17 protein-coding genes are annotated in these 22,006 nt (G+C 31.0%); 5 read left to right on the top strand and 12 right to left on the bottom strand.

Going from position 1 to position 22,006, the window contains the following annotated elements; all coding sequences use genetic code 11:
* Positions 1-28: 28 nt before the first annotated feature.
* From purL to SOI86_RS06565, 6 genes are all read right to left on the bottom strand, one after another.
* A complete protein-coding gene (gene purL / locus SOI86_RS06590; RefSeq protein WP_320681042.1) occupies positions 29-2,368 on the bottom strand; it encodes a phosphoribosylformylglycinamidine synthase subunit PurL in 2,340 nt (779 codons plus the stop codon).
* Positions 2,369-2,371: 3 nt separating this feature from the next.
* On the bottom strand, positions 2,372-3,079 hold the full coding sequence (locus SOI86_RS06585) for a PRC-barrel domain-containing protein (RefSeq protein WP_320681041.1): 708 nt from the start codon (positions 3,077-3,079) through the stop codon (positions 2,372-2,374).
* A gap of 1 nt (position 3,080) precedes the next feature.
* A complete protein-coding gene (gene dnaN, locus SOI86_RS06580; RefSeq protein ID WP_320681040.1) occupies positions 3,081-4,238 on the bottom strand; it encodes a DNA polymerase III subunit beta in 1,158 nt (385 codons plus the stop codon).
* 338 nt (positions 4,239-4,576) lie between these two features.
* Complete coding sequence (gene thrC / locus SOI86_RS06575) at positions 4,577-5,680, bottom strand: threonine synthase (protein ID WP_320681039.1); 1,104 nt, start codon at positions 5,678-5,680, stop codon at positions 4,577-4,579.
* Positions 5,681-5,686: 6 nt separating this feature from the next.
* Positions 5,687-6,259 (bottom strand): alpha/beta hydrolase, encoded by a 573-nt coding sequence (locus SOI86_RS06570; protein ID WP_320681038.1) that lies wholly within the window; start codon positions 6,257-6,259, stop codon positions 5,687-5,689.
* Between the two features lies 1 nt (position 6,260).
* Positions 6,261-8,117 carry an AarF/ABC1/UbiB kinase family protein gene (locus tag SOI86_RS06565; protein ID WP_320681037.1) on the bottom strand — a complete coding sequence of 619 codons (1,857 nt, stop codon included), beginning with the start codon at positions 8,115-8,117 and terminating at the stop codon, positions 6,261-6,263.
* Between the two features lie 68 nt (positions 8,118-8,185).
* On the opposite strand from SOI86_RS06565, the gene SOI86_RS06560 reads away from it, so the two are divergent.
* The 3 genes from SOI86_RS06560 to SOI86_RS06550 all read left to right on the top strand — a co-directional run bounded on the left by SOI86_RS06560 (position 8,186) and on the right by SOI86_RS06550 (position 14,436).
* A complete protein-coding gene (locus SOI86_RS06560) occupies positions 8,186-9,865 on the top strand; it encodes an AAA family ATPase (RefSeq protein WP_320681036.1) in 1,680 nt (559 codons plus the stop codon).
* Positions 9,866-9,918: 53 nt separating this feature from the next.
* Positions 9,919-12,822: an excinuclease ABC subunit UvrA gene (uvrA, locus tag SOI86_RS06555; protein ID WP_320681035.1), complete on the top strand. Its 2,904-nt coding sequence runs from the start codon at positions 9,919-9,921 to the stop codon at positions 12,820-12,822.
* Between the two features lie 204 nt (positions 12,823-13,026).
* Positions 13,027-14,436, top strand: a complete 1,410-nt coding sequence (locus SOI86_RS06550) for a glycosyltransferase (protein WP_320681034.1) — start codon at positions 13,027-13,029, stop codon at positions 14,434-14,436.
* Here the strand turns inward: SOI86_RS06550 and SOI86_RS06545 are convergent.
* Genes SOI86_RS06545 through SOI86_RS06535 form a run of 3 tightly spaced genes read right to left on the bottom strand, consistent with a single transcriptional unit; the run spans position 14,328 to position 15,967 of the window.
* Positions 14,328-14,615, bottom strand: coding sequence for a hypothetical protein (locus SOI86_RS06545; protein WP_320681033.1), 288 nt, complete (start codon positions 14,613-14,615; stop codon positions 14,328-14,330). The two genes, SOI86_RS06550 and SOI86_RS06545, sit on opposite strands and share 109 nt — an antisense overlap.
* 10 nt (positions 14,616-14,625) lie before the next feature.
* On the bottom strand, positions 14,626-15,702 hold the full coding sequence (mraY, locus tag SOI86_RS06540; protein ID WP_320681032.1) for a phospho-N-acetylmuramoyl-pentapeptide-transferase: 1,077 nt from the start codon (positions 15,700-15,702) through the stop codon (positions 14,626-14,628).
* Positions 15,686-15,967 carry a DUF3134 family protein gene (locus tag SOI86_RS06535; protein ID WP_320681031.1) on the bottom strand — a complete coding sequence of 94 codons (282 nt, stop codon included), beginning with the start codon at positions 15,965-15,967 and terminating at the stop codon, positions 15,686-15,688. The genes mraY and SOI86_RS06535 overlap by 17 nt, the downstream gene beginning before the upstream one ends.
* Before the next feature lie 284 nt (positions 15,968-16,251).
* Here SOI86_RS06535 and SOI86_RS06530 point away from each other — a divergent pair, with 284 nt between their 5' ends.
* Positions 16,252-17,466, top strand: a complete 1,215-nt coding sequence (locus tag SOI86_RS06530; RefSeq protein ID WP_320681030.1) for an argininosuccinate synthase — start codon at positions 16,252-16,254, stop codon at positions 17,464-17,466.
* Between the two features lie 3 nt (positions 17,467-17,469).
* Here SOI86_RS06530 and rpsF read toward each other — a convergent pair whose 3' ends face one another.
* Both rpsF and SOI86_RS06520 read right to left on the bottom strand, forming a co-directional pair.
* The gene (rpsF, locus tag SOI86_RS06525) at positions 17,470-17,931 is read right to left on the bottom strand and encodes a 30S ribosomal protein S6 (RefSeq protein WP_320681029.1); all 462 of its coding nucleotides are present in this window, start codon (positions 17,929-17,931) and stop codon (positions 17,470-17,472) included.
* A 105-nt stretch (positions 17,932-18,036) separates the two neighbouring features.
* Positions 18,037-18,897, bottom strand: coding sequence for a shikimate dehydrogenase (locus SOI86_RS06520; RefSeq protein WP_320681028.1), 861 nt, complete (start codon positions 18,895-18,897; stop codon positions 18,037-18,039).
* A gap of 116 nt (positions 18,898-19,013) precedes the next feature.
* On the opposite strand from SOI86_RS06520, the gene dnaK reads away from it, so the two are divergent.
* Positions 19,014-20,921 (top strand): molecular chaperone DnaK, encoded by a 1,908-nt coding sequence (dnaK, locus tag SOI86_RS06515; RefSeq protein ID WP_320682508.1) that lies wholly within the window; start codon positions 19,014-19,016, stop codon positions 20,919-20,921.
* Here dnaK and SOI86_RS06510 read toward each other — a convergent pair.
* A complete protein-coding gene (locus SOI86_RS06510; protein WP_320681027.1) occupies positions 20,918-22,000 on the bottom strand; it encodes an FAD-dependent oxidoreductase in 1,083 nt (360 codons plus the stop codon). The two genes, dnaK and SOI86_RS06510, sit on opposite strands and share 4 nt — an antisense overlap.
* Positions 22,001-22,006: the final 6 nt, after the last annotated feature.

Genomic DNA, 22,006 nt, shown 5'->3' with positions numbered 1-22,006 from the left:
TTGATAGTTGAAAAAATTTTTTCATATTTTAAAAGTTACCTGAAATACTATTATTAAATTTTTCGGTTAATTCCTCAACCCTAATATTGCAGATATTTTTATCTTGAATTTTTATCTTAAGCTTTTCACCAGAAACATATCCTATTTTTTTTAAATATACGCTTGAGTGAGAATTTATTTGAATTTTGTTTAAGTAATTAAGCCATTCTTGTTCTTTAATTTTGTCTATTGAAAAAATAATTCTAGAACCTCCTTCTGCAAACAATAAATTATCATCTCTATTAATATCTTTCTTCAATTCTATAGTTGCACCTTTTGAGGACAAAACACAACACTCTGCTAAAGCTATAGCTAAACCACCATCGCTAATATCGTGAGAAGAAACTACAAAACTTTTTAAAATCGCATTTCTTAAAAAACTCTGGCAAAACTTTTCATCCTGCAAATCGATTTTTGGAGGACGCCCTGTAATTTTTCCATGAAAATATTCCAAATATGAACTAGCTGCAATTGTCGTTTCTGACTTATAAGATCCAATTAACCATATTTGGTCATTAATATTTTTCCATTTACTGCTTATAGCTTTTTCAATATTATCTATCTTCCCAACCATTCCAATCACTGGAGTAGGATAAATAGGAGTAACTTTATTATCATTATTTTTCGATTCATTATATAAAGATACATTGCCTCCTGTAACAGGAGTTTCTAAGGCTTTACAGGCTTCAGAAATTCCATTACATGAAGATGAAAGTTGCCAATATCCTATTTCATTCTCTGGAGAAGAAAAGTTCAAGTTATTTGTAATTGCTAATGGTTCAGCCCCAACACAACTAACATTTCTTGCTGATTCTGCTACTGCAGCAATAGATCCTCTAAATGGATCAAGATAAACCCATCTACTATTACAGTCAACTGAAGCAGCAACACCAGAAAAAACTTTATTTTTTTGTTTTTGATTTTGTTCTCGTAATCTTATTACAGCTGCATCTGATTCTCCAGGTTTAAAAACTGTATTTGATTGCACTTGAGAATCATATTGTTTATAGATCCATCTTTTAGAAGCTATAGAGGGATTAGACAAAAGTTTTAGAATGATTTGAGAATAAGAAAAACTCTTATTTTCCATAAGTGAAAATATTTTATCCTCATCAATTACTGGTAAATTCTTTTCTTTCCATTCCCATTTACGTAACAAATATTCAGGTGGATTATTACTTACATTGCGAACATTAACAGGAGTATCGTCAGATAAAGCAGAAGTCGGAATTTGAGCAACAATTTTATTTTTATGAGAAATAATAATCTCTTTATTCTCTATTACTTCCCCAATCACTTTGGCATATAACCCCCATTTTTTAAATTTATCAATAAGCTTATTAATCTTTTCTTCCTTAACTACAAACAACATTCTTTCTTGAGATTCAGATAATAAATATTGGTATGCAGACATATCATCTTCTCTAGAAGGAACCAAATCCAAATCAATATATATCCCTAAATTTCCGTTTGCAGCCATTTCTGCGCTACTGCAAGTTAATCCTGCTGCACCCATATCTTGAGCTGCAATTACATCTCCTGTCTGAAAAGCATCTAAACAAGCTTCTATAAGACTTTTTTCAATAAATGGATCGCCTACTTGCACTGCAGGTCTATCATCTAAGGAGTTAGAAGTTAATTCTGAACTTGCAAAACTAGCCCCGCCAACGCCATCTTTACCTGTAGTATTACCAACATATAGTACAGGTGATCCTACATTTTTAGCTCCAGAGCAAACGATTTCATTAGTCTCTAAAAGCCCTAAAGCCATAACATTGACTAAAGGATTACCAGCATAACTATCATCGAAATCAATTTCACCCCCAACAGTTGGAACCCCGACACAATTACCATAATGTGCAATACCAGATACAACTCCCCTAAGCAAATCAACATTTGATGATTTATCAAGATTTCCAAACCTCAATGAATTTAATACTGCAATTGGCCTTGCTCCCATTGTAAAAATATCTCTTAAAATTCCTCCTACCCCTGTTGCCGCTCCTTGAAAAGGTTCAATAGCAGAAGGATGATTATGACTTTCTATTTTAAAAACAAGTTTTTGACTATTCCCAACATCAATGACACCAGCGTTTTCTCCAGGGCCAACCAAAACATTTTTTCCTTTAGTAGGAAACTTGGATAACAAAGGTTTTGAATTTCTATAACAACAATGTTCAGACCACATAACACCAAACATTCCTAATTCTGTCCTATTTGGTTTTCTCTTTAATCTTTTACAAATTTCTTCGTAATCATTAATTGTTAAATTTTCAACTTTTAATGCTTCATTAAGATCATATAGATCATTATTTTCTGGATTTATCATTCTTTAGATCCAAGGGTCATCTTCTTTATTATCACTAAAAGATCTTGATTTTCTTTCATCATTATAAAAACTTTTTTGTTTAAATTCTAAATTTTGGTTTATATCTTCATCTTCTTCTAGCCAATCCTCCAGTCTATTAGAAGCTATATTTTTCATATCATCAAATCTATCAATAATTTTTTTTCCTTTTTGCAAAAATTCATTTTTAATACTTGATTTTAGTAAAGATAAATCGTCTAAAGAATTGCTTTCACAAAAGACTAAGCCAGGTTGTTGATCATTAATATTTTCAATATTTAATTTCCATCTACTAGAACCTGGAATCTTAGGATTAGATCGAGAAACTAAATAATACTTAATTTTACCTGTTTTCATTTCAAATAAAAAATCTGCAACAACTCCTATTTTTGAGCCATTTTTATTGATCAGATTAGCTTCTATTAAAGTTGGAAATCTATTTAAAGTTGCTAAATCAGAAATAGCGGGATCACCTTTGACATAAATTTCATTATCTATTATTTGACTAATTTGATTTAATCTCCAGACATTTCGTTTTAAATCAAAATTTGAAGGCCGTGAGTACCATCCTAAAATCCGATGAACTGGAGGATGCATCCAAACATTTTCACCATTTCCGTAATTAAGGGCCATATTACCCTTAACAGTGTAATTTAGTAATTCACTTAATAAAATTTCTTTAGGTAACTTCAAATCAAGAACGAACCTGAACAGGCATGACTAAATAAGTAAAAGAATTTAAATTATCTTCTGGCACAAAAACAGCGGGAGTAGTTGCAAGATTACACTTTAAAAGGACATTTTCAGAAGCAATAACTTTTAAACCTTCTAAAAGATATCTAACGTTAAATGCAATATCAAAATTTTCACCAGAGTAAGAAACAGGTACTGATTCATTTGCGTTTCCAATATCTTGGGCATCTGCACTTATTGAAGCTAAATCTGTATTATCCAATTTAATTTTAACAACACTACTCTGTTGATCAGCCAAAACAGCAATTCTTTCTAATGCATCAATTAATTTTTTAGTATTAAAATTAAAAATCTTAGAAAAAGTATCAGGAATTAATTGTGAGTAATTAGGATAGGTACCCTCAAGAGTTCTTGTTGTAATTATTTGATTAGAAGAAATAAACACTACCTGACCTTTATCATAGAAAAGCTTAATTGAATTTTCTGAGCTTCTTAAAGATACAAGTTTTTCAATTTCTCTTAATGATCTAGTTGGAATAGTTACAGATAAATCACTTTCATTTAAAGGTAAGTTCTCTTTATTTTCCAAATTTTCTTTTTTACCAATTAATGCAACAGCTAGTCTATGTCCATCAGTAGAAGCAGACTCTAAATAATTTTTTTTAAATATAAAATTGACCCCTGTAAGTAACTGTTTTGAATCATCATTACTACTAGCAAAAATTGTAGATTTTAACGCTTTTAAAAAAGAACTAGGATCAATATTTAAAGAAGTACCACTTTCAACAAATGGCAAATTGGGATAATCATCAGATGGTATGCCTTTAAGATTAAAAGAACCTCTATCACTTTTGATTAAAATATTATCTGAACTTTGATCTACTTCCAAAGAAACTGGGGTCTCATTAGGTAATTTATTTACTATTTCAGATAACAGTTTTGAAGGTATTGTAATAGCACCACTATTTTTAACAGTTCCATCAAAAGAAGTTTGAATTCCTAGATTAAGATCAAATCCTGTCAAACTTATTTTATTTGTTCCTTGGTCAGCTGTTAAAAGTATATTTGCAAGAATTGGATGAGTTGGTCTTGAAGAAACTGCTTTGCTTACTAGTTGAATAGCATTATTTAACTCATTTTGATTACAAATAATTTCCATCGGAATTTGGAACTTTTTACAAACACAATATACTTTTTTCGTAAATTAAATTCAATAAGTTTTTTTATTTCATTTCTTTATTCTAAATTTAAATAATTTAAAAAAAAATAGTAGTAGTAGTAGTTGATGTGGAAATTGTGGAATTTTTAATTTAAAAACCTTTTTTTAATAGTTTATAAACATTTATATAAGTGGAAAAAAAAATTGATTTGTTAAATAAATTCAAAATTTCTAAATTAAGACAAAACTTTTCAACAAATTAAATTGCTTTTTATATGTTTTTCAACAAAGAAGTTTTGTTTTTAATTGATTTCCACAGACACTAATTTTTTTGGATTTTAATATCCTAAGATTTTGGTTATATTTTTTAACGAAGGTTCAATATTTTTTCTGAAAACAGCATCATTATTGTTAATAGCGCAATCAGGGTCTTTCAATCCATTTCCAGTAAGAACACAAACAATAGTCGATTCTTTTTGAATTCTATTTTTATTTTTAATCAGTCCTGCAACTGATGCTGCACTTGCTGGTTCACAAAAAACCCCCTCTTTTGCCAGAATTTTATAAGCATTGATTATTTCTTCATCTGTAACTGACTGAAAGTCTCCTGTACTTTCTTTTTTTACTATTTTTGCTTTTTCTCTATTTACAGGATTACCAATTCTTATTGCCGTTGCAATTGTTTCTGGATTTTTTACTATTATATTTTGAACTAATGGAGCAGACCCTTCCGATTGAAACCCCATCATAATTGGTAATTTTAAATTTCTTTTTATTTTTGAATATTCTTTAAACCCCATCCAATAAGCAGTTATATTTCCTGCATTTCCCATTGGAATACAAAGCCAATCAGGAGCAATTCCTAAGTCATCGACAATTTCAAAAGCTGCTGTCTTTTGTCCTTGGATTCTATATGGATTGACAGAATTAACAAGTTCTATTGGATGTTCTGAGGATAAGTCTCTAACAATTTCAAGAGCCTTATCAAAGTTTCCATTAATGGATATTATCTCAGCTCCATACATTAAAGCTTGAGCAAGCTTTCCTTGTGCAACAAACCCTTCTGGTATTAAAACATAAGGTTTTAATCCTCCTCTAGAAGCATATGCAGCAGCAGCAGCAGAAGTGTTTCCAGTACTTGCACAAATTACCGCTTCACGGCCTTCTTCTTTTGCTTTACTAATTGCCATAGTCATACCACGATCTTTAAAAGATCCTGTCGGATTTAGGCCGTCATATTTTAAAAAAACCTTTGTCCCATTTCCAATTAAATTGCTAATTGAGTTACTAAGAATTAGTGGAGTATTTCCTTCATTGAGGGAAATAATAGGTGTTTTCTTCGTTACAGGAAGATATTGTTTGTAAGCTTCGATTAGGCCAGGCCATCTTTTTTTTCTGTAATTAATACCTAGTTTATTTTTGATTTTATTTAATAACGCCATAGCTGATTAATTTGTTTTAATTTTTTCAAGAGGGGAATTTGTAAAAAAGTCTAATAATTCTGAAATTGATTCTACTTTATTCATAACTTTGCTCAAAGCGTTGACATTTAAAATAACAGTCTTTGTTGGATATCCTTCAAAAAAATTTATTAGATTTATTTTTCCATTTCCTATTTTAATTCCTTGAATTACACTTGCTCTAAGGGCTAACATACCTGTTCTTTCATCATCTGCTCTGGGAGGATGGATAATAGATGAAAGTCTTGTTAAAAAAACATTTCCAATTTCAGAGTATACTAATTTGCTTGCAATAGTAATAGGGACTTCAAAATCTTTGTTTAAAACTGATCTAATTTCTTTATCAGTAGACCTAGTTGCTTTTAAAATTCTTTTTAATTTTCTTGTTGAATTACCTTTTTCAGCAAAAGTCTTTAATGAATTTACTTTAACTGTTCTAGAAAAAATGCTGTATACAATTTTAATTTCTTCAGCAGCATTGGCTTTTGAAACATTAAAAACTAATTGAGAAGTTATTAAAATAAATAATAATTTATTTATTAAAAATTTACTAAAATCCATTTTAGATATTTGTACCAGCGGCAATTTTTACAAGTCTAACCACTCCTTTTTCGGTTACTTTTTGTGCAATTTTAATGCCCATTTCTTTTGTATAAGGCTCATTTATAAGTCGAGGAACTCTTTTTATAAAAATATCAATAGAGTATCCGGGTACTTTTTGTAAAATCTCTAAAAAGTTTCTTAATGGCTCTACATAAATTATAAGGTCACTTAAATTATTATCCTCACTAGTCGTATTTAATTTAATTGAGTTTGGAAGGTAGTTATTCAAATTTTTCAATATTTTTAGACTAAGTAAATCTATTTGATTTGTTAAACTTTCGATTATTTCATTTCTAAGAAATCCTCCTTTTGTAGAAAACAGGAGATTTATTACTTCATCTAAAAGTTTTTCTAAATCAAGGTTTGTCTGCTTTGCAGCGTTAGAAAGAAGATCTTCTAAACGATCCCATTTAAATTTTTTATTATCGAAAAGCATTTCTTTCAAACTTTCTCTTAATTGTGGGTCTGGATCTTCCATTAATCTTCTAGCAAAATATGGATACGCTGCACCTAATATTTTAAAGTTTGGGTCTACGCTTAAAGCAATTCCTTCTAGTGTTAGTAATGACCTAATTATAAGTGCGTAATATGGAGGTAATTTGAAAGGGAATTTATACATAACACCGGACATATCGTCTGTGACGCTTTTAAAATCCATTTTTGAAACCCCTTGTTCAACGGCATTAATAAAAACATCTTGAAACGCTGGAACTATGGGTTCTAGATTGATCTCTTCTGATAAGAATCCTAATTTTACGAAATCCTGAGATAATTTATCGAAGTTTTTGTTTACTAAATGTACAACTGCTTGTATTAGTCCAGATCTAGAGTCTCTGGATACTTCACTCATCATTCCAAAATCTAGATAACATAACCTGCCATCTTTTAAAGCTAATAAATTCCCTGGATGTGGGTCAGCATGGAAAAAACCATGTTCTAAAAGTTGTTCTAAACTGCACTGCACTCCAATATCAATCATCTTATCAGGATCGATTCCTAATTTTTTTACATCTTCTAAATTGGTTAATTTTGTACCCTCGATCCATTCCATTGTCAAAACTCTTCTCGATGTTATTTCTTTGTAAATTTTTGGTACAGCAATCATTTTGTTATGTTTATGCATATTTCTAAATTTCTCTGCATTTGCAGCTTCGTTTAAATAATCCATCTCTTCAAAAACTCTCTTGCCTAATTCATCAATCAACGCAACGAGATCACTTCTTATTAATCCGATATTGTTTTTTAGCCAATAAGCAATATTTCTAACTATGTAAAGATCTAAAGTTATTTGTTCTCTTAAACCTGGCCGTTGTACTTTAACTGCGACGACCTCTGCATTTTTTAATTTGGCTTTATGCACTTGCCCTAAAGAAGCTGCGGAAATTGGCTCTTTATCAATTTCTAAAAAAATTTCATCTATTTTGGATCCTAAATCTTCTTCTATTAATTCCATAGCTTTATCGCCATCAAACCCCGGTAGTTGATCTTGCAATTCAGATAATTCTTCTAGAAGAATCCCTGGAATTATATCTGGTCTTGTTGATAAAGCTTGCCCTGCTTTAACAAATGCAGGCCCAAGTTCAACTAATAAATTTGTTAATTCTTTTGCTCTAAATTTAGCTTGCGATTCATTTTTTAATCTTCCAGTTAATTTATCCCACCCAACAGAAAAAATATAGGCAAAAATAGGCATGAGTGTTTGCCAAAGTCTTTTAAAAAGTCTTTTAGGATTTTTTTTGTAAATTTTAGAAATTGTATCTGGATCATAATTTAAGAGTCCAGATACTTCAATGAAATCAGTAAAATCTTCTTTCATAACTTTATATATTTAAAACCTTTATTTTTTTAAAAAAGAAGTTAATTTTTTTATAGGGAAGATTTATCATGTTAATACAATTAAAAATAGAAAACATTGCCTTAATAGAAATTATAGAAATTAATTTCGAAAAAGGTTTGAATATCATAACTGGGGATTCAGGTTCAGGAAAATCACTAATCTTAGATTCCCTAAATGCTTTATTTGGTGGAACTAATATACCTCTAAAGCATTTAATACGTCCAGGAAAAGATTATTGTGTGATCGAGGCAATATTTTCTTCTTCTTCTCAAATTAATAATTGGTTAATTAGTAATGGTTTTGAAATGAGATGTTCAGAACTGAAAATCAAAAGAAAATCTTATAGAAAAAATAATAAAATTTTATCTAAATATAGCCTTAATAATTTATCAATTAATAAACAAACATTAGAAAAACTTGGACGTTTTTTAATAGATTTTGCAGGTCAATTTGATACTTTTATATTTGATTCTCTAGAAAAGAGAAGATTAATTATTGATGACTTATGTTCCCAAGAATTTAGGGATACTAGTGCAAAGATTAAAAATATTTGGGGAGAAAATCAAGTTTTAAAAGGATTAATGAATGAAAAAATAGAATATTCTAAGAAGCAAGAAGAAAACAACTTTGTAATTCAACAAATGTTAAAGAGTTTAGAAGAAGCTAATTTAAATTCCAGTGAGGAAATTTTAGAATTAGAATTACAGGAAAATAAACTCGTAAATAATCTTGAAATTAATAATTCAATTCAATCATCATTAGAAAACTTGAATAATTTTAGTCATGATGAACCATCAGTAGCTTTTTTGATAAATCAATCAATAAAAGTTTTAAATAAAACAGCAGATTTTGATATAAAGATTCAAAAATTTAGAGAGAAGTTATTAAATATCCAAGCTGATGTTGAAGATTTAATATTCGCTCTAAACTCATATTTGCAAGATATAGAAAATTATGAATCTAATCTTCCAGAAATACAAAAAAGATTGTTTTTTTTAAAAAACTTGGAGAGAACTTTTTCATTGGATCTACCTCAATTAATTGAAAAGCGAGATCAATTAAAAACATATTTTCAAAACAAGGATCAAGATAAAGAGATTTGTAGAATTAAAGGTCAAATTAAAAGTTTACAAAGTAATTTAAATTCTTTATTTGATATCCAGTCTACTGAAAGAAAAAAAATTGCTAAACATTTACAATGTTCAGTAATGTCGACTTTAAGCAATCTAGGCTTAGAAAATGCAAATTTTTCAATTCAATTTTCCGAATGTAAGCCTTCCGGGGATGGTGTTGATAATATAAATTTTTTGTTTTCTGCTAATCCTGATCAGAAGCTTGCGCCTTTATCAAGTGTTATTTCTGGGGGAGAAATGTCAAGATTCTTATTAGCTATAAAATCTAATATTTCTAATAAACCAAATACTTTCTTTTTAGATGAAATTGATAGTGGTTTAAGTGGTAAATCTTTATTTTCTTTGGTTCAACTAATAAAAGAAATTTCTAAAGATCAACAGGTTTTATGTATTACACATCAGCCTTTTTTAGCCGCTGGAGGATTAGCACATTTTAAAGTGAATAAAAAGGTAATTAATGGAATAACTTATACATCAATTGCAAAATTAACTACAAAAAAACAAAGAAAAAACGAATTAGTAGAACTAATTGGGGGATGTTTTGGCGAAGCAAATGATTACGCTTCTAGACTTCTCGAAAGGGTAGCTGCATAAAATAAAAAAAATTCAACTATAATATCTTTTTTAAATCATAAATAGATTTAAACATGGTTAAAAAAATCAATAATACTTTTGAAGAAGATAATTCAATCAATATTAGAGGGGCGCGTCAGCATAATTTAAAGAATATTGACCTTTCCTTACCTAGGAATAAATTTATAGTTTTTACGGGTGTTAGTGGAAGTGGAAAAAGTTCTTTAGCTTTCGACACGATTTTTGCCGAAGGTCAAAGAAGATATGTTGAGAGCTTGTCAGCATACGCAAGACAATTTTTGGGACAAGTAGACAAACCAGATGTTGATAATATTGAGGGTTTATCGCCTGCTATTTCAATTGATCAAAAATCTACAAGTCATAATCCTCGATCAACAGTTGGAACAGTAACAGAGATACAAGACTATTTAAGGCTATTGTTTGGCCGTGCTGGTGAGCCGCATTGTCATCACTGTGGTATTCCAATTGCTCCTCAAACAATAGATGAAATGGTTGACCAAATTCTTTTATTGCCAGAAGGTACAAGGTACCAGTTATTGGCTCCTGTTGTAAGGGGTAAAAAAGGAACACACACAAAATTAATAAGTGGATTGGCCTCAGAGGGATTTGCTAGGGTAAGAATTAACGGTGAGGTAAGAGAACTTGCTGATAGTATTGAATTAGATAAAAATCAAACTCATAATATTGAGGTAGTAGTTGATAGATTAATCGCGAGAGATGGAATACAAGAAAGATTGAATGATTCTTTGCAAACTTGTCTCAAAAGAGGCGATGGTTTAGCAATAGTAGAAGTGGTTCCAAAAAAAGGTGAAAAATTACCTCCAAACTTAGATAGAGAAAAATTGTACTCAGAAAATTATGCTTGTCCGGTACATGGTTCTATTGTAGAAGAACTTTCTCCAAGATTATTTTCTTTTAATAGCCCATATGGGGCCTGTCCAGATTGTCATGGAATTGGTTATTTAAAAAAATTTACTGCGGATAGAGTTGTGCCAGATAAAACATTACCTGTTTATGCCGCAATAGCGCCTTGGAGTGAAAAAGATAATACTTATTATTTTTCTCTACTATATTCTGTAGGACAAGCGTATGGTTTTGAATTAAAAACTCCTTGGAAAGATTTAAGTGATTTGCAAAAAAAAGTTTTACTTTTAGGATCAGATAAACCAATACTCATCCAAGCTGATAGTCGCTTTAAAACCTCTAGTGGTTTTGAAAGACCTTTTGAGGGGATTTTACCAATCTTGGAAAGGCAATTGAAGGAAGCTAATGGAGAATCAGTTAAACAAAAATTAGAAAAATATTTAGAATTGGTTCCTTGTAAGACATGTTCTGGAAAAAGATTAAGACCTGAAGCTTTAGCAGTTAAACTTGGTCCATACAATATAACTGATTTAACCTCTATAAGTGTTTCTGAAACTTTAACTCAAATCGAACGAATCATGGGATTAAGTCAGGTTAAGAAGGAAAATATTTCTTTATCCGAAAAACAAAAGCAGATAGGTGAATTGGTTTTAAAAGAGATTCGTTTACGTTTGAAGTTTTTAATTAATGTAGGTTTAGATTATTTGACTTTAGATAGACCAGCTATGACTTTGTCTGGTGGAGAGGCTCAACGTATTAGATTAGCTACACAAATAGGTGCAGGCCTTACTGGTGTTTTATATGTATTAGATGAGCCTAGTATTGGTTTACATCAGAGAGATAATGACAGATTATTAGAAACATTAAAAAGCTTGAGAGACTTAGGAAATACTTTGGTGGTTGTTGAACATGATGAAGATACTATGAAATCCGCGGATTATTTAGTAGATATTGGTCCAGGTGCAGGTGTTTATGGTGGTGAAATTATTGCTAAAGGATCATATCAAGATGTCTTGAAATCAGAGAGGTCATTAACTGGAGCTTATCTTAGTGGTAGGAAGTCGATTCCTACTCCAAAAGAGCGTAGATCATCTGTTAAAAAAAGTTTAATTTTAAATAATTGCTCTAAAAATAACTTAAAAAATATATCTGTTGAGTTTCCTTTAGGAAGATTAGTTTCTGTAACTGGTGTAAGTGGCAGTGGTAAAAGCACCTTGATAAATGAATTACTTCACCCTGCATTGTGTCATTCACTAGGATTAAAAGTCCCTTTTCCTCAAGGTGTAAAAGAGTTAAAGGGTATAAAGGCAATAGATAAAGTTATTGTTATAGATCAATCTCCAATAGGAAGAACACCAAGATCAAATCCTGCTACCTATACTGGTGCTTTTGATCCTATTAGGCAGATATTTACTGCCACAGTAGAAGCAAAAGCAAGGGGTTATCAAGCAGGTCAATTTAGTTTCAATGTGAAAGGAGGAAGATGCGAAGCGTGTAAAGGCCAGGGAGTCAATGTTATCGAAATGAATTTTTTACCTGATGTGTATGTTCAATGTGAAGTTTGCAAAGGAGCTCGTTTTAATAGGGAAACTCTTCAAGTTAAATACAAAGGTTTTAATATATCTGATGTTTTAGAGATGACTGTTGAACAAGCTGCAGAAACTTTTTCTGCCATACCTCAAGCCGCTGATAGATTAAGTACATTGGTAGACGTCGGTTTGGGATATGTAAAATTAGGTCAACCAGCTCCTACATTATCTGGTGGTGAGGCTCAAAGAGTGAAGTTAGCTACAGAATTATCTAAACGAGCTACTGGAAAAACTTTATATTTGATTGATGAACCAACTACTGGTTTAAGTTTTTATGATGTTCATAAATTGATGGATGTGATACAACGTTTGGTAGATAAAGGTAATTCAGTAATTGTTATCGAACATAATTTAGATGTTATTAGATGTTCGGATTGGATCATTGATTTAGGACCTGATGGAGGGGATAAAGGTGGTGAAATTATTGCAGAAGGTATTCCTGAGGATGTAGCTAAACATCCTTCTAGCCATACAGCAAAATATCTTAAAAAGGTCCTCAAATAAGAAAATCTTTGTTGTATTTCTTCTTATTATAAAAAAAGTGTGAAAGACGATAATTCACTTTTAAAATTGTATAACCTTAGTCTTAGACGGCTTTTTTAGATAATTATGCAGTGACAGACTATTTAAATCATAATAGTTTCTTAATATTTACATTATAAATTCAGATTATTTGTATTAAAAGCGATAGATCTGAGGATTTGCTGAATGAGGTTTAAATTTTTACATTTACATTTACATGGTTTGATACGCTCTCAAAATCTTGAATTAGGTAGAGATGCAGATACTGGAGGGCAAACAAAATATGTTTTAGAGTTAGTAAAAAGTTTGGCAAATACTTCTGATGTTGATCAAGTAGATTTAGTGACTCGTTTGATTAATGACCCGAAAGTAGATAATGACTATGCAAAAGAAGAAGAATTTGTTGAACCTGGAGTTAGAATTTTAAGATTTAAATTTGGACCTAATCAATATTTAAGAAAGGAATTGCTTTGGTCTTACTTAGATGAATTGACTGAAAACCTTATTTCTTACTATAGAAAAAATAATAAGCCCCATTTTATCCATGCGCATTATGCAGATGCTGGATATGTAGGCGTTAAACTAAGTAAAACCTTAAATGTTCCTCTCATTTTTACTGGGCATTCTTTAGGAAGAGAAAAACAAAGAAAATTGCTTGATACTGGTTTAAAAACTAATCAAATAGAAAAGTTTTATTCAATAAGTAAAAGAATTGAGGCTGAAGAAAAAGCGTTAAAATCTGCAGATATCGTTGTAACAAGTACTAAACAAGAGTCCGTTTATCAATATTCCCAATATTTTTCTTTTTCACCTCACAAAGCCAGAGTGATACCGCCTGGCGTTGATCATAATGAGTTTCACCATATTCATTCCACAACAGAGACAGCTGAAATTGATAATATGATGAATCCTTTTTTAAAGGATTTAACAAAACCTCCATTATTGACTATTGCTAGAGCCGTACGAAGAAAAAACATTCCTTCTTTGATTGAGGCATATGGAAGATCTGAGAAATTAAAAAGAAAAACTAACTTAATTTTGATCTTAGGTTGTAGAGATAGTACTTCAAAACTTGATTCCCAACAAAAAGATGTTTTCCATAATATTTTTGAAATGATAGATAAATATAATTTATATGGAAAGGTGGCTTATCCAAAAAAGCATCTTTCAAGTCAGATACCTGCTTTATATAGATGGGCTGCTAGTAGAGGGGGTATTTTTGTAAACCCTGCTTTAACAGAACCTTTTGGTTTAACCCTGCTTGAAGCTTCATCATGTGGATTGCCAATAATATCAACAGATGATGGAGGACCTAAAGAAATTCGCTCAAAATGTGACAATGGACTGCTAGTAGATGTTACTGATATTAATAAGTTGAAAGTTACTCTTGAAAAAGGAATTGCTAATAATGCTCAATGGAAATTATGGAGCAGAAATGGAATTGAAGGTGTTAACAGGCACTTTAGTTGGAATACTCATGTCTGTAATTATTTATCAATACTTAAAGAAGAGTTTTTACGATCTAACAATGATTCTTCATCAGGAATTAGACAGAGTTGTTTAAATGGAAGTTCTTCACTTATAAAACCCCATTGATCAAACACTTTAGGATCAGTATGAATTATTAGTTGATTCTGATCTGTTTTTTTTAGTTTAAACCCTTTTTTTGATAGTTTTTTCATCAAATTAGCAGTCTCTTCAAATCTTGATGCCATTGCATCAAGACTAGAGCAGTCGCTCGTTAATCCATTATCTTTCCATGTAAAAAAACTCATAACGAATTCCTTATAGATTAATTTTTAAAACTATACCTAAAATCACTAGTAATATGTTAATTTTCCAAAAATTTTCAACTATTTTTTGTTCTTTCACTCCTAGGAGTTCAAAATGATGGTGTATTGGTGCCATTAAAAATATGCGTTTCCCATTGTGAAATAATTTTTTTGTAATTTTAAAAAACCCTACTTGAATCATTACTGATAAAGATTCAATAATGAAGATGCCTGAGAAAATAGATAAGGTAAAAACGCTATTGGTCAATAACGCTATAGAACCCAGAATTGCTCCAATAGTTAAAGATCCTGTATCACCCATAAATATTTTTGCAGGATAACTATTATATTTGAGAAATCCTAAACATATGCCAGACATTGAATAGCATAAGATGCTAAAAACAATAAGTTCTTTCTGTTGTTTCATTAATATTTCTGTTCCCAATCCATAAAAGACAATTCCACTACATCCAGCTGCTAATCCATCTAGCCCATCAGTCAAATTTACTGAATTACTTAGGCCAACTAATACTAAAAAAGAAATAGGAAATATGAAAATATTCATATTTATTCCCCACGAGTCAGACACTGTAATAAATGGACTTATTAAATCTTTTTCGTAGGCTAAAAATAAAAAAATTATTGAGATGATACTTTGTAGGATAAATTTTTCTTTTGATTTCAATCCAGTATTTTCTTTGTTTTTAATGCTCAAATAATCATCTAAAAAACCTGTAATGAAGAAACCAAAAACAGTAAGTAATAAAAGAAATAATTTTGGTGAATCAGAATTTATATTTATGATTAAAAGCAAAATTAAAAAAGGGACTACTATAAAAATTCCGCCCATTGTAGGGGTATTACTTTTTTTGAAGTGATTTACAGGTCCGTTAGTTCTAATGTTTTGAAATAAACTCCAATTTTGGATTATTTTTAAACCATTCTTTGTTATAAGTAAGGAAATAAAAAAAAATAATGTATAGACTCCTACAAAAATAAAACTATTAAACAAATAAGAGGTAACTATTAAAGCTAGAGTATTAAGTATAAATAATGATTTAAAGTTAAACGCGTTAATCTTCCCAATCATCTTCTAAAGAAGGATCATCTTCAGTTTTATAATCTTCTTTTTCTCCCATAAGAGCTGATAGTTCTTCTTCTTCTATTGTGCTAATCTCTTGAGAATCTCCCTCTTTTTCAGCAATAAGCCTTCCTGTATCTTCAAGCCAAGATAATAGATCTGGCTCATCTCTTAATGGCAAAACTGGAGCTGGATCATCTCTGTGATAACAAGTTAAAGCTGGATTAACTTCAGAAATATCGTCTAACCTAATTTTTAGTTTATTTGAGTCCATTAAACGTTGTGCTTTACATATAAGATAATACATAATGATGCACTAGAAAAACTTTGTTTGATAAAGGAAATTTAAAATTCTTTTTTATTTGGTCAATTTCATTGTTATTGTCTGGATTATTTAAACTTATTGGATACTTAAATCCCAATGTTTTATTAATTAATAACTTTCTTCTGTTATTACTAGTTTTTGGTCCAGCGCTTTTAGTTACAATAATATTAGTTTTTAATAAGTTTTCAAATTCTTAATTACGTCAAAGTTTAAATTTTATGGAGCAAATTTAAATGCAGCAGGTAAAAAAAGTTGTACTAGCTTATTCTGGTGGCGTTGATACTAGCGTATGTATTCCATATTTAAAGAATGAATATGGAATTTCAGAAGTGGTTACTTTTGTAGCAGATCTTGGACAAGGGGAGGATTTAGAACTCATAAGGCAAAAAGCTTTAAATTCTGGTGCATCTAAATCAATTGTTGGAAATTTAGTTAATAGTTTTGTTGAGAAATATGCTTTTCCAGCCATTAGAGCAAACGCATTATATCTAGATAAATATCCTTTATCTACTGCTCTTGCAAGGCCTTTAATTGCTGAAAATCTTGTGAATATTGCTAGAGAGATTAATGCTGATGCTGTAGCTCATGGATGTACTGGTAAAGGGAATGATCAAGTTCGATTTGATTTAGCAATAAATGCTTTAGGTCCTGATTTGAAAATAATTACTCCCGCTAGGGAGTGGAATATGAGTAGGGAAGAGGCAATAGTATATGGAGAAAAATTTGGCATTCCTGCACCAGTATCAAAAAAGTCACCATATTCGATAGACGTTAACTTACTTGGTAGGAGTATTGAAGCGGGCATATTAGAAGACCCAATGCAAGAAGCACCTGAAGATATATTTACAATGACATCATCAATTGATAATTCACCTGATTCTCCTCAAGATATAGAAATTGTTTTTAAAAATGGATTTCCAGTTGGAATTAATGATGAATTTTTAACTCCAGTAGAGATTATTCAAAAAGCTAATGATCTTTCAGGTGCGCATGGTTTTGGAAGAATAGATATGATTGAAGATCGAGTAGTAGGAATTAAAAGTAGAGAGATTTACGAAACGCCAGGTCTTTTGCTTTTAATAAAAGCTCATAAAGAATTAGAGAGCATTACATTAAACCCAGATGTTGTGGATTTTAAAGGAATAGTAGAAAAAAAATGGGGTCAACTAGTCTATCAAGGTTTTTGGTTTGGACCTCTTAAAGATAGTTTAGAGGCATTTATTTCGTCGACTCAAACTTCAGTTAATGGAAGAGTAAAGATTAGACTTCATAAGGGGAATGCAATAGTAATTGGGAGAACTTCGGAAAATAATTCACTTTATAGGGAAGATTTGGCAACTTATACCAAAGACGATGTTTTTAATCATTCTTTAGCAGAGGGTTTTATTTATATGTGGGGTATGTCAAATAAAATATGGGCTGAGTTAAATTCAAAAACAAAAAATTAATATTTAAGTTTCTGCATCTTTTTTGGTTTCAGTATCATCTTTTTCTGAAGTTGAAGTATCTGTGCTTACTACTGGTTGTTTTTCTTTAGATTCAACTTTAGTTTCTGGATTTTCTTTATCTTCTGTTTGAGTTGAACTCTTAGTAGAGGGTCTTGGAGTTGGCAAAGGTCCTTCTTGTTTAACGGTCATATATCTTATAACATCTTCACTAAGTCTCATTGCTTTTTCAATTTTGAAAATATGTTGTCCATCTCCTTGATGACTTAGTTGGACGTAAATACCTTCTCTATGTTTTGTTATTGGATAGGCTAATCTTCTTTTACCCCTCATTTGACTATCGAGGATAGTGCCGCCAAATTCTTCTAAAAGCTTATTGTATTTATCAATGTGATTAGTTACTTCATCTTCCGCAATATCTGGACGGAGGATGTACATGGTTTCGTAATAAGATTGTTGATCGTTCATAGTATCAGACAAGGTCTTTGGCTCATAAATTGATGTAATGAGCGTCTGTTCATCTTTAACGATACATCATGATGTGCAGTTCCTTTAAAATTAGCATCATTTATTTTAAAGATAATTTTTGAGTGCGTCATTCATAATATGAAAAGGTACTTCTAATCCATTTGTCCAAAATGATAATGATTTCAATCCCTGAGCAATAAGCATTTGCAAACCATCGATAGTCATGCATCCTTTGTTGGCGCTAAATTTCAATAGATGAGTTGGAGCAGGATTGTAGATTAAATCATAAACAATTGTTTTTGAGTTAAGAGATCTCCAAAAAGACTCCCCATATGGCAATACATTCATTTCATGTTTAGTTGTTTTCATTCCTACTGGTGTTGTATTTACAATTAAATCTGCATCTTCAATTAAATTTTGAGCGTGATTATCATTATTTGATAAACCCTGAAGTTCTATTTGATTTTCAAAATTTTTTATTAATTCATTTAGTGATGATTTGTTCCGTGATACTACGGAAATTTTTGAAAGATTTAAATTTATTAATCCTTGAATAACAGATCTTGCTGCGCCACCGGAGCCAAGAACAATCGATTGCTTTTTTGTTAAGTTTAATGTTTTTAACGGATAAATAAATCCTTCTACATCAGTATTAGTTGCGCTCCATTCTTTTTCAGAATTTAATTTTAGAGTATTAATTGCTTTCAGTTTGCTTGCAATAGGGGAAATTTCACTACAGAGGTTAAATACTTTTTCTTTATGGGGAATTGTTATATTTAAACCTTTGCAATTAATTTTTTTCAAAGAATTCAGAACTAATTCTAGATCTTCATCTTTACAAGGTATAGCAATATAAATTAAATCTAGGCCTAAATATTGAAGGGCAGCATTTTGCATAATCGGTGATAAGGAATGGCTTACTGGATTGCCGATTAATGCAATAAAAGATGTCTTACTTGAAATCATTTTTAGAATTTTTTCTTTAAAAATAACGATCTGTTCGGGAACCACACCCCGTCTTTAAGTAACAATAATGACCCTGATGACCGATTATGGAGAATATAAAATATGAAAATTTATCCATGGGGAAGGTTGTAGGAATCGATTTAGGAACAACTAATAGTTGTGTCGCTGTAATGGAAGGTGGTAAACCTACTGTAATAGCAAATGCTGAGGGTTTCAGAACTACTCCATCAGTTGTTGCATATACAAAAAATCAAGATCAGCTCGTTGGACAGATTGCGAAAAGACAAGCTGTTATGAACCCTGAAAACACTTTTTATTCTGCAAAGCGTTTTGTTGGTAGAAGAGTTGATGAGGTAAATGAAGAATCTAAAGAAGTTAGTTATTCTGTTGAAAAATCTGGTTCTAGTGTCAAATTAAAGTGTCCTATTTTGGATAAGCAGTTTTCCCCTGAAGAGGTAAGTTCTCAAGTTTTAAGAAAGTTAGCGGATGATGCAGGTAAATATCTTGGTGAAAAAGTGACACAAGCTGTAATTACTGTTCCAGCTTATTTTAATGACTCTCAGCGACAGGCAACAAAAGATGCAGGGAAGATTGCAGGTTTAGAAGTTCTTAGAATCGTCAATGAGCCAACCGCTGCAGCTTTAGCATATGGTTTGGATAAAGAAAATGAAAAAATTCTTGTATTTGATCTTGGTGGAGGAACATTTGACGTCTCAGTTATTGAAGCTGGTGATGGGGTAACTGAAGTTTTATCTACATCGGGAGATACACATTTAGGTGGTGACGATTTTGATAGGTGTATCGTAGATCATTTAGCAAGTACTTTTAAAACAAATGAGGGAATTGACCTTAGACAAGATAAGCAGGCTTTACAACGACTTACTGAAGCAGCAGAAAAAGCAAAAATTGAGCTTTCAAATGCTACGCAAAGTGAAATAAATTTGCCGTTTATCACAGCGACACCTGAAGGTCCAAAACATTTGGATTTGAATCTAACTCGAGCAAAATTTGAGGAATTAGCCGCTTCTTTAATTGATAGGTGTAAAACCCCAGTTGAGAGAGCTATAAGTGATGCAAAAATTTCTACTAGTGAAATTGATGAGGTTGTAATGGTTGGAGGATCATCCAGGATACCTGCAATTTTAGATTTAGTAAAAAAAATAATAGGTAAGGAACCAAATCAAACTGTTAATCCTGATGAAGTAGTTGCTGTAGGAGCAGCTATTCAAGGAGGAGTTTTAGCAGGTGAAGTTAAAGATATATTGTTGCTTGATGTTACTCCGCTTTCTTTAGGTGTTGAAACTTTAGGTGGGGTTATGACAAAAATGATAAATAGAAATACTACAGTTCCTACGAAGAAATCTGAGACATATTCAACTGCTGTTGACGGCCAAACAAATGTAGAAATACATGTACTACAGGGTGAAAGAGAAATGGCATCTGATAACAAAAGTTTAGGAACTTTTAGATTAGATGGTATTCCATCAGCACCAAGGGGTGTTCCTCAAATTGAAGTGACATTCGATATCGATGCTAACGGTATTCTTAGTGTTACGGCTAAAGATAAAGGGAGTGGTAAAGAGCAAAGTATTTCTATCACTGGGGCCTCTACTTTATCTGATAACGAGGTTGAAAAAATGGTTAAAGATGCAGAATCTAATGCATCAGCAGATAAAGAAAAAAGAGAAAAAATTGATTTAAAGAACCAAGCTGAAACACTCGTGTATCAGACAGAAAAGCAACTTGGTGAGCTGGGAGATAAAATTGATGCAGAAGCAAAGTCTAAGGTTGAAGAAAAAAGCAATGCTCTAAAAGAGGCAACCTCAAAAGAGGACTATGAATCAATGAAAAAACTCCTTGAAGAGCTTCAACAAGAACTATATGCAGTCGGTTCATCTGTTTATCAGCAGCCAGGTAATCAGCCTCCAACACCTGGTTCAGCGAGCGGTCCTGATCAGACTGAATCAAGTGATAAAGGTGGAGATGATGTAATTGATGCAGACTTTACCGAATCAAAAGATTAGGAAAAGAAATTTTTAATTTCATTAGAAACCCATTTAGAACAAGCTGGCGCAAGTAAAATACCATTTTTATAAAAACCTGTACATATAATCAGTCCATCTCCCAAATTTTTCATTATTGGAGATGGTTCACCATCTGGTCTTGACCTTATTCCAGACCATTGTTTTATAATTTTTCCTTTGATAAGCCAAGTTGGTTTTTTTTCAACAAAATTTGTGAGTTTCCCGAATATATTTTCTTCTGGTTTAGTACTGTATTCGTCAGTTGAACCAATAATAATTTTATTTTTTGATATGGGAATTATATTTTTGCCATTAATATTGAACTGTTTTGGAAGTGATAATAAATCAACTTCTGCATCATTGACACTAACTTCTATAGCTTGTCCCAATACGGGTTTTAATTTGATGTTGTGAGATAGGTTATCTATCAAATCAATTGTATTGAGAGAATTACATAAAATAATTACGTCAGACTTGATCTCTTTTTTTGTTTTAGATGTAGCAATCCAATGCTTGTTTGATTTTCTAATTTTTATTATTTTGTCTTTTAAGAAATTTACTTTTTTATTTTTTAGATAGGTATCTAATGTCTTCAGTAAATTTTGAGCATTTATTCTTCCATCTTTGTTTGAGACAATCCCTTTTATATTTCTTGTTTGAAAAGCTTTATTTATATTTTCAATAATAATTGAGTCTTTTTCTAAAATTTTTAAGTTTTGATCGTTAGTTTCATTAACAAATTTCTCTAATTTTTTAAACGTTTCTTCATTTGTAGTTAGTTGAATTAATGGCTTTTCAATATTTAATGCTTTATTAAATTCTTGCAGGTGTTTTAACCATTTTGGCCATAATTCTATGCTTTGTTGCCTTAGATACCAACTTCTACCTTTCCTTTTTTGATACATATTTCCCATTAGTAATCCTAATGCTGCATTGCTACTATTTTTATCTTGAGTTGGATCTATCATAGTTATCTGAAAACCCAATTCTGATAATTCTAAAGCGTTAAATTTTCCTATAATTCCTGATCCAATGACAAGTATGTGTGCTTTTTGAAAATTTTCTTTTAAGCCTTTCATTGATAT

This window comes from Prochlorococcus sp. MIT 1314, assembly GCF_034093315.1.
Lineage (GTDB): Bacteria > Cyanobacteriota > Cyanobacteriia > PCC-6307 > Cyanobiaceae > Prochlorococcus_A > Prochlorococcus_A marinus_Y.
The sequence above is the reverse complement of the archived record's forward strand: the minus strand, read 5'-3'. Positions and strand labels throughout refer to the sequence as shown.

Coding starts and splice junctions, on each gene's coding strand:
- thrC (WP_320681039.1), bottom strand. CDS start 5,680: ATGGCGTTATTAAATAAAATCAAAAATAAACTAGGTATTAATTACAGA.
- rpsF (WP_320681029.1), bottom strand. CDS start 17,931: ATGAACGATCAACAATCTTATTACGAAACCATGTACATCCTCCGTCCA.
- SOI86_RS06535 (WP_320681031.1), bottom strand. CDS start 15,967: ATGGACTCAAATAAACTAAAAATTAGGTTAGACGATATTTCTGAAGTT.
- SOI86_RS06510 (WP_320681027.1), bottom strand. CDS start 22,000: ATGAAAGGCTTAAAAGAAAATTTTCAAAAAGCACACATACTTGTCATT.
- dnaK (WP_320682508.1), top strand. CDS start 19,014: ATGGGGAAGGTTGTAGGAATCGATTTAGGAACAACTAATAGTTGTGTC.
- SOI86_RS06530 (WP_320681030.1), top strand. CDS start 16,252: ATGCAGCAGGTAAAAAAAGTTGTACTAGCTTATTCTGGTGGCGTTGAT.
- SOI86_RS06565 (WP_320681037.1), bottom strand. CDS start 8,117: ATGAAAGAAGATTTTACTGATTTCATTGAAGTATCTGGACTCTTAAAT.
- SOI86_RS06520 (WP_320681028.1), bottom strand. CDS start 18,897: ATGATTTCAAGTAAGACATCTTTTATTGCATTAATCGGCAATCCAGTA.
- uvrA (WP_320681035.1), top strand. CDS start 9,919: ATGGTTAAAAAAATCAATAATACTTTTGAAGAAGATAATTCAATCAAT.
- SOI86_RS06550 (WP_320681034.1), top strand. CDS start 13,027: ATGAGGTTTAAATTTTTACATTTACATTTACATGGTTTGATACGCTCT.
- SOI86_RS06545 (WP_320681033.1), bottom strand. CDS start 14,615: ATGAGTTTTTTTACATGGAAAGATAATGGATTAACGAGCGACTGCTCT.
- SOI86_RS06570 (WP_320681038.1), bottom strand. CDS start 6,259: ATGGATTTTAGTAAATTTTTAATAAATAAATTATTATTTATTTTAATA.
- dnaN (WP_320681040.1), bottom strand. CDS start 4,238: ATGGAAATTATTTGTAATCAAAATGAGTTAAATAATGCTATTCAACTA.
- mraY (WP_320681032.1), bottom strand. CDS start 15,702: ATGATTGGGAAGATTAACGCGTTTAACTTTAAATCATTATTTATACTT.
- purL (WP_320681042.1), bottom strand. CDS start 2,368: ATGATAAATCCAGAAAATAATGATCTATATGATCTTAATGAAGCATTA.
- SOI86_RS06560 (WP_320681036.1), top strand. CDS start 8,186: ATGTTAATACAATTAAAAATAGAAAACATTGCCTTAATAGAAATTATA.